Here is a 9,676-nt window from a genome sequence, read left to right as displayed (position 1 = left end):
ACCGCTCCATCACCCCGGCGTACGCTTGGCGCCGATGAGACGACACATGGAGCAGGACGTATGAGGGGCAGCCGCACGTTGCTGGCAGCGACGATCGCGGGGGCAGTCGTGTTGATCGCGTACGTCGTCGACCTCGCGGCCAAAGACGACCTCAGCAAGGGCGCCGCCGCCACTGGCCGCATCGCCGTGATCGCCGGCGCCGTCGTCTGTGCGGGCGTGATCTACCAGTTGTGGAGTGTCCGCACACAGCACACCCCGCGCGATCATGCCGCCGTCGCTGCCGCGCTCCTGGGTGGTGCACTCGCCGCCTCGTCGGCGTTCAGCGCCGCTGAAGGACACATCTTCGGCAACTCGCTCACTGCCGCAGCCGGAGTCGCGGGCCTGGCCCTCGGCCTCGCCGGTTCCCGACCCACCCCGATCAGCACAGAAGGCCGCCGATGATCGAGCTCCTCACGCCCACCCAGATCGACGAGATGCGGCCGGCCGGCCGCTTCGTCGCCTCCGTGCTGACCGCGGTCTCCGAAGCCGCCGACGTGGGCGTCGACCTGCTCGAGCTGGACGCCCTCGCGCACAAGATGATCCGCGAGCGCGGAGCCGAGTCGTGCTACATCGACTACCACCCGTCCTTCGGCGCGATGCCGTTCGGCAAGGTGCTCTGCACGTCGGTCAACGATGCCGTCCTGCACGGTCTCCCGCACAAGTACAAGCTCCGCGACGGTGACCTCGTGAGCTTCGACTTCGCCGCCTCGGTCGACAACTGGGTCTGCGACTCGGCGGTCAGCGTCGTCGTCGGCACTGCGCGCGAAGAGGACCTACGCCTCATCGACCACGCCCAGGAGGCGCTCGACGCAGCCATCAAGGTCGCCCGCGCGGGCAACAAGGTCGGCGACATCTCGGCGGCGATCGGCGCGGTCGGCCGCTCGCACGGCCTCAAGGTCAACACGCAGTTCGGTGGCCACGGTGTCGGTCGGACGATGCACGGCGACCCGCACGTACCCAACGACGGCCGGGCCGGTCGCGGCTTCCCGCTCAAGCCCGGCCTCGTGATCGCGATCGAGCCGTGGTTCCTGCACACGACCGACGAGATCGTGATGGACGACGACGGCTGGACGATCCGCAGTGCTGACGGCTCGCGAGGCGCGCACGTCGAGCACACGATCGCGATCACCGACGGCGATCCGATCGTCATGACCACGCGCGACTGAGCGATCAGGCGAAGCCGGGCGGACGTCGGTCGTGCCACGGCGCGGCCGCCTCGACCTGCGCGCACAGGCTGAACAGCGGACCGTCCTGTCCCGGCAGCCCCGCGAGCATGACGCCCACCGGGAGACCGTCGGCGGTCCAGTGCAGCGGCAGGCTCGCCGCCGGCTGGCCGCTCATGTTGTAGAGCGCGGTGTACGGCGTGAACAGCAGCTCCCGGCGGTGGTCCTCCACCGGGTCGCCCGACTCGTTGAACCACTCGACCGGTTGCGGCGGCAGCGCCAGGGTCGGGGTCAGGAACGCGTCGTACGCCTGCAGGTCCGTGATGACCTGCCGCGTCGTCAGCTCGAGGTACTGCAGGGCCTGGGTCAGCTCGATCGCCGTCGACGCGCGCCCGCGGTCACGCCAGTAGCGCGTGTTGGGCCGCAGCAGGGCTTCGGCCTCCGGCGGGATCGCCGCCGAGGCGATGCCACTCGACCAGATGATGTTGAACTGCGGCTCGAGGTCCGGCGGGAACGGGTTGCCGACGTCGACGACCACGTGGCCCAGCGACTCCAGTAGCCGGCTCGCCGACTCCCACGCCTCGACCGCGTCATCACCCGGCGCGATGCCGTCGAGATGTGTCCGCGACCACCGCGCGATGCGCATCCGCCGCGGCGCCCGCCGCGCCCACTCGGAGTAAGGGACGGCCGGCTCGGGCAACGGGCGTACGTCGCCGGGCTCCGGATGAGCCATGGCGTCGAGCAGCGCGGCCGCGTCGCGCACCGTACGCGTCAACGGCCCGTCGCCTGCCAGGCCGCTCCAGTCGGAGCCGACCGGTCCCGCACTGACCCGGCCGCGACTGGGCTTGAAGCCGAAGATCCCGCACGCGCTCGCGGGTATGCGGATCGACCCGCCACCGTCGCTGCCCTGCGCCACCGGCACGAGGCCGGCCGAGACCGCAGCCGCTGCCCCGCCGCTGGACCCACCGGCGTTGCGGGTGAGGTCCCACGGCGTGCGGGCCGGCCCGATGATGTCGTTGTCGGTGTATGACGAGAGACCGAACTCCGGGGTGTTGGTCTTGCCGAGGCTGATGAACCCGGCCGACTCCACGAGGTCCACGACGTACGCGTTGATCTCCGGCACGAAGTCGCGCATCCCTGCGGATCCCATCGAGGTCGGGATGCCGCGCGTGAACGTCACGTCCTTGAACGCCGTCGGCACCCCGGTGAACGGGGGAGCCTCTCCCGAGGCGATCTGCGTGTCCGCCTCGGCCGCCTGGGCGAGCGCCTGCTCCGCGGTGATCGTGACGAACGCGCCGAGCGCCGACGCGTGCGCCGCGATGCGGTCGAGGTGGTGCCGGACGAGCTCGACTGACGAGACCTCGCGGGACCGGAGGGCAGACGCCTGCGCCGTGGCATCGAGCTCGTGGAGCTCGCTCACGCCGTGAGGCCGGAGCGGCGCTTCACCGAGGTCAGCAGGATCGTCGCGTCGGTCTTCGCCAGCAGCTGGTGGCGGGCGTCGGGGATGTCGAGGAGGTCGCCCTCGGACCCTGACCACACCTCATCACCCGAACCGAGCTCGACCTCGCCCGACAGGACGAGCACGGTCGCCTCCCCCGGGTTCTCGTGCTCGTCGAGGCGGAAGCCGCTGGCGAGCGCGATGATCGTCTGGGTCATCTCGGTGCCCGGCCCGCCCACCGGCATGTAGGCCGCTCGCCCGGCCGAGCTCGCCCGCGCGTTGTCGAGCAGTTCGGCGGCCTGGGTGTACACGTTGAAGGGGTCCATGGCCTCATTCAACCCCGCCGGTGGCCTCAGGGCCATCAGCCTGTCGCGCCTGATGCGTCGCGAGCCTTCTAGGATTGCCCCGTGGCCACCCCGAAAGTCCTGCTGTTCTACGCCTTCACCCCCCTGGCCGACCCCGAGGCGATCCGGCTCTGGCAGCACACGCTCTGCGACTCGCTCGGCGTACGGGGCCGCATCATCATCACCAAGGACGGCATCAACGCGACGCTCGGCGGCGACGTCGTCCAGCTCAAGAAGTACGTCCGCGGCACCCGGGCCTACGCCCCGTTCAAGGACATCGACTTCAAGTGGAGCGAGGGCCGGGCGCTCGAGGACGGGACGACCGCCGACTTCCCGCGACTCAGCGTCAAGGTGCGCGACGAGCTCGTGACGTTCGGCGCGCCGGATGAGCTTCAGGTCGACGAGACCGGGGTCGTCGACGGCGGCACCCACCTGACGCCGGCCGAGCTGCACGCCCTCGTGGAGTCCAAGGACGTCGTCTTCTTCGACGGCCGCAACCAGATCGAGTCGGCGATCGGACACTTCGCCGGTGCCGTACGCCCACCGGTCGAGACGACGCGGGAGTTCATCGCTGCGCTCGACAGTGGGGCGTACGACCACCTCAAGGACCAGCCGGTCGTGACCTACTGCACCGGGGGAATCCGCTGCGAGGTGCTCACCCCGCTCATGAAGCACCGCGGGTTCCAGGAGGTCTACCAGCTCGACGGCGGCATCGCGACGTACGGCGAGGCCTACGGCGACGACGGGCTCTGGGAGGGCTCCCTGTACGTCTTCGACGACCGCATCACGATGGACTTCTCCGACCACACCGTGCTGGTCGGCAGCTGCGACACGTGCGAGGCGCCCACCAACCAGGTCGCGGACTGCGGCGACGTGTCATGCGTACGCCAGATGAACCGCTGTGACGGGTGCCGGTCGCGCAACGACCGTTGCCAGGGCCACCGATGACGCGCCGGCCCATCGGGGGCGGGGCGGCCGACGGGGAGGAGCCAGACCTGCGCTTCACGTTGGCCAACGAGCGCACGTTCCTGGCATGGGTGCGGACCTCGCTGGCGCTGGTGGCGGGGGCGATCGCGGTCCACACGCCCGCAGTGGACCTCGACCATCGGGTCGAGACAGCCGTGTCGCTGTGCCTGTTGGCCGCCGCCGGCCTGTCGATCGGTCAGGCGTGGTGGCGCTGGCGCGCCACTGACCGGGCCCTTCGCACGGGACAGCCCCTGCCGGGGTTCGGTGGTCCGCTGTTGATGGCGGCTGTCGTCGCGATCCTCATCCTCGGCGCGACTGTCGGCGTCGTCGTCGCCGCGATGCGCTGACGGCTAGGGCCGGATCATGTGGATCAGGCCCACGATGTCGTCGACCACACCGCGTACGCCCGGGAGCCGGGTGAGCCGGAGCATCCGGTCGATGATCGGCACGGCCTGATCGACCAGGTCGCGCGTGCGCTGCTGACCGGCACTCGTGTCGTGCACCCAGAACAGCACGATGCCCATCTGCAGGAGCCACAGCAGCTCGGGCAGCTCCTCGCGCAGACCCTTGACGAGCTTGAGGTCCGAGCCGTCGATGACCCGGCGATGCAGCTCGATCGCCGCCTCCCGCGCAGCGGTGGAGTCCTCGCTGAACGGTGACAGCGGGCTGCTGGGCTCCGCGGCGTTCTTGAAGAACTTGCCGGCGAACTCGTGATAGGGCTCGGCCACGTCGACCCAGGCGAGCAGCACCCCGCGCAGCCGGCCGGTGAAATCGTCGGCGCCGGCGAGCGGTGCCTCGGCGGCCTCGGCGTGCGCGGCCTGGATCTGGTCGTAGTAGGCCTGGATCAGGTGTTCCTTGGACGAGAAGTAGTAGTAGGCGTTGCCCACCGACACCCCCGCCTCGTCGGCGATCGCCCGCATCGTCGCCTGGTCGTAGCCGCCCGACCGGAACAGCCGCATCGCCGCGTCGATGATCGACTGCCTGGTCTGCTCGGCCTTGGTCGAGCGGGGGGCGGTGTCGGTCACGCTGGCCAATCTAGTCGCCCCGCCCGGCTCAGCGCTGGGGCTGTGGCGGGTACGGCGACGCGTACGGCTGGTTCATCGTCGGGGGGATCTGCGCGCGGCGTGCGTCGGCCCGGCCCCGGCGACGCATCGACGAGAACACCATGACGTTCACGAAGTGGATCACGCCCAGCACCAGCATGACGATGCCGATCTTCACGCTGAGCGTCTCGAACAGCCCGGTGAGGTCCGCGACGGCACCGCCACCGCGGAGGTACAGCATCACGAAGCCCAGGTTGAGCAGGTAGAAGCCGACGACCAGCAGCCTGTTGATCGCATCCGCGAGCTGCTCGTTGCTGTCGAAGACATCCGCGAGGAAGACGCGGCCGTTGTGCGACAGCGTCGAGGCGACCCACACCGTGATCGGCACGGCGATGAGGAGATAGGCGACGTACGCGCCGACGGTCCAGTTCATGGCATTGCTCCATCTTTTGAACGTGTTCAACTATGACATCTCCGACTGTAGGGCAATTTTCTGAACCTGTTCAACTTTGTGTCATACGTCTCGCCGAGAAGTTCTGGAAGATTCTTGTGGGGGTCGTGTCGAATTCGGGCCCCACCCGTCGACGTACGAGTGAAAGGCTGGTCCGGACGGGCCGCCACCGACACAAGGAGACATCATGCGATTCCTCAGCTACATCGAGTCCGATCCCGCCCAGCCGTGGGGCCCGCCGCCGCCCGAGCTGTTCGAGGCCATCGCCGCCTTCGGCGCCGAAGCGGTCGCCGCCGGGGTCGTCGTCGACCAGGGTGGACTCGGCGCGATCGAGACCAGCCCGCACATCCGCATCTCCGGCGGAAAGATGACCGTCACCGACGGCCCGTTCGCCGAGGCCAAGGAGGTCATCGGCGGCTACGGCATGTACGACGTCCGCTCCGTCGAGGAGGCGGTCGAGTGGTCCCGCCGGTTCATGCAGATCCACCTGGACGTCTGGCCCGGGTTCGAGGGCACCAGCGTTGTCCGTCAGGTGTTCGGCCCCGACGACGTGGAGGCCTGACATGCGATTTCTCGTGCTGATCCATGTCGACGAGAACGTCGAGGAGGCACCTCCGGCCGGGCTGATCGACGCGATGTTCGCCCATGTGGCGGACGAGCGGCACGCGAAGGTCGTCACCGATGCCGGTCTCACCCCGACCTCGGCCGCGATCCGCGTCGCCTCGCGGGGTGGCGAGGTCATGATGACCGACGGCCCGTTCGCGGAGACCAAGGAGGTCGTCGGCGGCTTCATGCTGATCGAGGCGCCGACACCCGAGGACGCCGTGGCCTGGACTCGCGGCTTCGTCGACCTGCACGCCGAGCACTGGCCCGACCTCGAGGTCGTCACCGAGCTGCGGCAGGTGGCCGGCAGCATCACCGAAGGCTGACCCGCACGATCCGCAGGAGTGACACCCGCCGACCGGCGGTGATGGTTTGATCGGTGTCATGGCCGATCAGGACCTCCACCGCACGGTCGAGGCGGTGTGGCGCGTCGAGTCGACGAAGCTCGTCGCCGCGCTCGTACGCATCACCCGTGACGTGGGGCTGGCCGAGGACCTCGCGCAGGACGCCCTCGAGGCGGCGCTTGCGCAGTGGCCGGAGTCCGGCGTGCCGGACAACCCCGGCGCGTGGCTGATGTCGGTGGCGAAGCGCCGCGCGATCGACACCTTCCGGCGCCGCGAGCGACAGGATCGCGCCTACGGCGAGATCGGGCAGCGGAAGGAGGACGTCGTGGCCGGCATCGAGTCGTCGATCGACCACGTCGAGGACGATGTCCTGCGGCTGATGTTCATCTGCTGCCACCCGGCCCTGTCCTCCGGCGCCCAGGTCACGTTGACGCTGCGGCTGCTCGCGGGCCTCACGACCAAGGAGATCGCACGCTCGTTCCTGACCTCGGAGTCCACGATCGGCGCACGCATCACGCGTGCCAAGAAGATGCTGGCCGAGGTCGGCGCACCCATGGAGGAGCCTGCGGAGGACGAGCGCGCGGCTCGCCTCTCGGCGGTGCTCGGCGTGCTCTACCTGCTGTTCAACGAGGGCTACTCGGCAACCGCCGGCGACGACTGGTTGCGGCCGGCGTTGTGCGACGAGGCCGTACGCCTCGGACGGATCCTGGCGACCCTGGCTCCGGCCGAGCCCGAGGTGCACGGTCTCGTCGCGCTGATGGAGATCCAGTCGTCACGCACCGCCGCCCGCACCGACGCCGACGGAACCCCCATCCTGCTGCTCGAGCAGGACCGTTCCCGCTGGGACCACCTGCTGATCCGCCGCGGCCTGGCCGCGCTCGAGCGTGCCGAGTCACTCGGCCGTCCACCCGGACCGTACGTGCTGCAGGCGGGCATCGCCGCGTGCCACGCCCGCGCCCGCACCGCCGACGACACCGACTGGGCTCGCATCGCGGGGCTCTACGAGTCGCTCGCGATCCTCTCGGGATCGGCCGTCGTCGAGCTCAACCGGGCCGTCGCCCTGGGCATGTCCGAGGGGCCCGCGACCGGGCTCGCCCTGGCGGATCAGCTGGTGGGCGTACCGGAGCTGGAGGGCTATCACCTGTTGCCCAGCATCCGCGGCGACCTGCTGGCCAGGCTGGGGCGCGTCGAGGAGGCCCGCGCGGAGTTCGAGCGCGCGGCCGGACTGACCCAGAACGAGCGCGAACGGGCGCTGCTGCTGCAGCGGGCCGCCACCGTCGCCGAGTGACAGGCGGTGGTCAGCTCTCGCCGTACTCCGCCTCGCCCGGCTCGGACCTCTCGTGGCCGTACGTACGCTGCATCGCCGCGTTGAGCGACGAGACCATGTGGGCGATGACGACCGCGACGTAGTCGTTGACCTGGCCACGGGCCTGCGCGGTGGGCTCGGGATCCAGATCGGTGGCGGAGAGCTCGAGGACCCGGTCGCTGCCGACCCGGGTCAGCAACACGGCCGGCTCGTTGGGCTCCTTGGCGACCCAGACGGCGACCCGCGTCTCGACGGTCGCCTCGGGGACGTCGCGCGAGCGGGCCAGCACATGCGTCGTGATGACGCCCGAGGACGGAGCCTGGTAGCCCTCAGGAGGCGAGACCGCATGGGTGCCGAAGCTGTCGACCTCGATCTCGGCCAGGTGGGCGATGTCCCGCGAGATCTGGCGCGAAGCCGTCTCGGTGACCAGCTCGTGGGCTGCGCGGGCCCAGGCTTCGCTGCGCTCGTCGACCTGATTCATGCCGTCACAGTAGAGCACCGTCGGTGCAGCGTCACAGCGCCTGGCTCAGGAGTCCCATTTCCAGGTCGTGAGGATCGACTCGCTGACCTCGTCGCGCTCGGGCTCCGGGATGGAGGGGTGGAACGACACCGTCACGAAATAGCCCCGTCCGTCATGCTCGACGCCGAACTGCTCGATTCGGTACTTGTTCCCGTTCATGTCCATGACCGCGGCAGAGTGCACCGCCTCTTCGCCGTCGATCTCGGTGCGATCCCTGATCGTCACGTCCGATGCTTTGATGTTGTTGAGCACCTTCTTGACGGCCTTCTCGAGCTTCTCGCTGTGATAGCCGACGATCGTGTCATCGCTCACGACGTTGACGCTGCTGCGGAAGCCCTTCGTGGGCTCGGAATCGAAGGCGAGCGACAGCAACGTCGACTGGGGCGATTCCTTCCAGTCCTCTGGGACCGTGTAGCTGAAGCCGTCGGCGGTTATCGTGTCGCCGCCGGCAGGCTTGACCGTCGAGCTGTGAGTGGCCGCGCCGGGTCGGGACTCGTCGTCCGAGCCACTGCCACCGCATCCGGTGACTGTCGCGACGACCGTGGCAACGACCGCGATCGCTCGCGAAAGTGACTTCATGTCCGAGAACGTAGCAGCGCGCAACCCGAGGAGTGCGGGAACACAGGAGCTGGCTCAGGAGTCCCATCTCCACGTCGTGAGGATCGACTCGCTGAGGGCATCGCGCTCTGCGGCGGGCACGTCCGGGCTGAACGACACCGTCACGATGTAGCCGGTCTCGTCGTGGACGACGACGTACTGCTCGACGCGGTGCTTCGGGTTGCTCAGCTCGACGTACGCGCTGGTGTGCACGGCCTGCTCGCCGTCGATCTGGACGGGTTCCTTGGTCGTGATGTGGGTCGCGCTGGCGTCCGCCAGGATCTGCTCCGCCGCCTCTTCGAGCTCGGCACCCTCGAGCCCGACGACGGTGTCGTCGGTGACGACGTTGATGTTGTCGGGGAACGCGTCGTGGTCCTCGAGATCGATCGCCAGCGCGATCGCTCGCGTCTGCTCGGACTCCGCCCAGCCCTCCGGCATGGTGAAGCTGAAGTCGTCGTTCGAGAGCATGCTGCCCTCGGCCGGTTCGGCGCTCAGGGGCGTCGTGCTGGTCTCGATCGTGGGTGCGGGACTCCTGTCCGTCCCGGTCCCGGTGCCGGTGCCGGTGCATGCGGCGAGCGTCGCGACGAGCACGGCGGCGACCGCTGCTGCGGAGCGGGGGAGCGACTTCATGACCCGAAACGTATCTGATTCCTGTCTGCGACCCGGAATGAATCGGCTCAGGTCAAAGTTGATAACATCAGACTCAAGTCATTTGACACACATTCTTGAAGTCATCATCAGCACCCAACAGCAGGAGGAAACACCATGGCCAGAGCGGTCGGAATTGACCTCGGCACGACCAACTCGGTCGTCGCCGTACTCGAAGGTGGCGAGCCCACCGTCATCGCCAACGCCGAGGGCG

The 9,676-nt window shown here is 69.0% G+C and carries 15 protein-coding genes; 8 read left to right on the top strand and 7 right to left on the bottom strand.

All coding sequences use genetic code 11. The features are described from left to right. Positions 1 to 441, top strand: a 441-nt coding sequence (locus V6M46_RS10560; RefSeq protein WP_332664625.1) for a hypothetical protein, incomplete at its 5' end; no start/stop codon positions are given. Then, on the top strand, positions 438 to 1,205 hold the full coding sequence (map, locus tag V6M46_RS10555; RefSeq protein WP_332664623.1) for a type I methionyl aminopeptidase: 768 nt from the start codon (positions 438 to 440) through the stop codon (positions 1,203 to 1,205). The genes V6M46_RS10560 and map, both read left to right, overlap by 4 nt. A 4-nt stretch (positions 1,206 to 1,209) precedes the next feature. Here map and V6M46_RS10550 read toward each other — a convergent pair whose 3' ends face one another. Further along, positions 1,210 to 2,622, bottom strand: a complete 1,413-nt coding sequence (locus V6M46_RS10550; protein WP_332664621.1) for an amidase — start codon at positions 2,620 to 2,622, stop codon at positions 1,210 to 1,212. Further along, on the bottom strand, positions 2,619 to 2,966 hold the full coding sequence (locus V6M46_RS10545) for a LuxR family transcriptional regulator (RefSeq protein ID WP_332664619.1): 348 nt from the start codon (positions 2,964 to 2,966) through the stop codon (positions 2,619 to 2,621). The genes V6M46_RS10550 and V6M46_RS10545 overlap by 4 nt, the downstream gene beginning before the upstream one ends. 81 nt (positions 2,967 to 3,047) lie before the next feature. Here V6M46_RS10545 and trhO point away from each other — a divergent pair, with 81 nt between their 5' ends. Next, positions 3,048 to 3,932 (top strand): oxygen-dependent tRNA uridine(34) hydroxylase TrhO, encoded by an 885-nt coding sequence (trhO, locus tag V6M46_RS10540; protein WP_332664617.1) that lies wholly within the window; start codon positions 3,048 to 3,050, stop codon positions 3,930 to 3,932. After that, on the top strand, positions 3,929 to 4,297 hold the full coding sequence (locus V6M46_RS10535) for a YidH family protein (RefSeq protein WP_332664615.1): 369 nt from the start codon (positions 3,929 to 3,931) through the stop codon (positions 4,295 to 4,297). Before trhO ends, V6M46_RS10535 begins: the two co-directional genes overlap by 4 nt. Positions 4,298 to 4,300: 3 nt before the next feature. Here V6M46_RS10535 and V6M46_RS10530 read toward each other — a convergent pair whose 3' ends face one another. After that, complete coding sequence (locus tag V6M46_RS10530) at positions 4,301 to 4,975, bottom strand: TetR/AcrR family transcriptional regulator (RefSeq protein WP_332664613.1); 675 nt, start codon at positions 4,973 to 4,975, stop codon at positions 4,301 to 4,303. A gap of 28 nt (positions 4,976 to 5,003) precedes the next feature. Continuing rightward, positions 5,004 to 5,426 carry a hypothetical protein gene (locus V6M46_RS10525; RefSeq protein WP_332664612.1) on the bottom strand — a complete coding sequence of 141 codons (423 nt, stop codon included), beginning with the start codon at positions 5,424 to 5,426 and terminating at the stop codon, positions 5,004 to 5,006. A 205-nt stretch (positions 5,427 to 5,631) separates the two neighbouring features. On the opposite strand from V6M46_RS10525, the gene V6M46_RS10520 reads away from it, so the two are divergent. Genes V6M46_RS10520 through V6M46_RS10510 form a run of 3 tightly spaced genes read left to right on the top strand, consistent with a single transcriptional unit; the run spans position 5,632 to position 7,679 of the window. Beyond that, on the top strand, positions 5,632 to 6,006 hold the full coding sequence (locus tag V6M46_RS10520; protein ID WP_332664611.1) for a YciI family protein: 375 nt from the start codon (positions 5,632 to 5,634) through the stop codon (positions 6,004 to 6,006). 1 nt (position 6,007) lies between these two features. Next, the gene (locus V6M46_RS10515) at positions 6,008 to 6,373 is read left to right on the top strand and encodes a YciI family protein (RefSeq protein WP_332664610.1); all 366 of its coding nucleotides are present in this window, start codon (positions 6,008 to 6,010) and stop codon (positions 6,371 to 6,373) included. A gap of 58 nt (positions 6,374 to 6,431) precedes the next feature. Beyond that, entirely contained in the window at positions 6,432 to 7,679 is a 1,248-nt protein-coding gene (locus V6M46_RS10510; protein WP_332664607.1) for an RNA polymerase sigma factor, read from the top strand. Between the two features lie 10 nt (positions 7,680 to 7,689). Here the strand turns inward: V6M46_RS10510 and V6M46_RS10505 are convergent, their stop codons facing one another. The 3 genes from V6M46_RS10505 to V6M46_RS10495 are packed head-to-tail and all read right to left on the bottom strand — an operon-like array spanning position 7,690 to position 9,444. Next, a complete protein-coding gene (locus V6M46_RS10505; protein ID WP_332664604.1) occupies positions 7,690 to 8,178 on the bottom strand; it encodes a hypothetical protein in 489 nt (162 codons plus the stop codon). Positions 8,179 to 8,223: 45 nt separating this feature from the next. Further along, on the bottom strand, positions 8,224 to 8,796 hold the full coding sequence (locus V6M46_RS10500; RefSeq protein ID WP_332664601.1) for a PsbP-related protein: 573 nt from the start codon (positions 8,794 to 8,796) through the stop codon (positions 8,224 to 8,226). Positions 8,797 to 8,850: 54 nt separating this feature from the next. Next, positions 8,851 to 9,444 (bottom strand): hypothetical protein, encoded by a 594-nt coding sequence (locus tag V6M46_RS10495; protein ID WP_332664598.1) that lies wholly within the window; start codon positions 9,442 to 9,444, stop codon positions 8,851 to 8,853. 135 nt (positions 9,445 to 9,579) lie between these two features. Here V6M46_RS10495 and V6M46_RS10490 point away from each other — a divergent pair. Then, positions 9,580 to 9,676, top strand: a 97-nt coding sequence (locus V6M46_RS10490; protein WP_146159520.1) for an Hsp70 family protein, incomplete at its 3' end; no start/stop codon positions are given.

The organism is Aeromicrobium sp., assembly GCF_036676885.1.
Taxonomy (GTDB): Bacteria; Actinomycetota; Actinomycetes; order Propionibacteriales; family Nocardioidaceae; genus Aeromicrobium.
The sequence above is the reverse complement of the archived record's forward strand: the minus strand, read 5'-3'. Positions and strand labels throughout refer to the sequence as shown.

Bases quoted from the DNA above. Each gene is read 5' to 3' on its own strand.
- map (WP_332664623.1), top strand. From the start codon at position 438: ATGATCGAGCTCCTCACGCCCACCCAGATCGACGAGATGCGGCCGGCC.
- V6M46_RS10545 (WP_332664619.1), bottom strand. From the start codon at position 2,966: ATGGACCCCTTCAACGTGTACACCCAGGCCGCCGAACTGCTCGACAAC.
- V6M46_RS10535 (WP_332664615.1), top strand. From the start codon at position 3,929: ATGACGCGCCGGCCCATCGGGGGCGGGGCGGCCGACGGGGAGGAGCCA.
- V6M46_RS10525 (WP_332664612.1), bottom strand. From the start codon at position 5,426: ATGAACTGGACCGTCGGCGCGTACGTCGCCTATCTCCTCATCGCCGTG.
- V6M46_RS10520 (WP_332664611.1), top strand. From the start codon at position 5,632: ATGCGATTCCTCAGCTACATCGAGTCCGATCCCGCCCAGCCGTGGGGC.
- V6M46_RS10515 (WP_332664610.1), top strand. From the start codon at position 6,008: ATGCGATTTCTCGTGCTGATCCATGTCGACGAGAACGTCGAGGAGGCA.
- V6M46_RS10510 (WP_332664607.1), top strand. From the start codon at position 6,432: ATGGCCGATCAGGACCTCCACCGCACGGTCGAGGCGGTGTGGCGCGTC.
- V6M46_RS10505 (WP_332664604.1), bottom strand. From the start codon at position 8,178: ATGAATCAGGTCGACGAGCGCAGCGAAGCCTGGGCCCGCGCAGCCCAC.
- V6M46_RS10500 (WP_332664601.1), bottom strand. From the start codon at position 8,796: ATGAAGTCACTTTCGCGAGCGATCGCGGTCGTTGCCACGGTCGTCGCG.
- V6M46_RS10495 (WP_332664598.1), bottom strand. From the start codon at position 9,444: ATGAAGTCGCTCCCCCGCTCCGCAGCAGCGGTCGCCGCCGTGCTCGTC.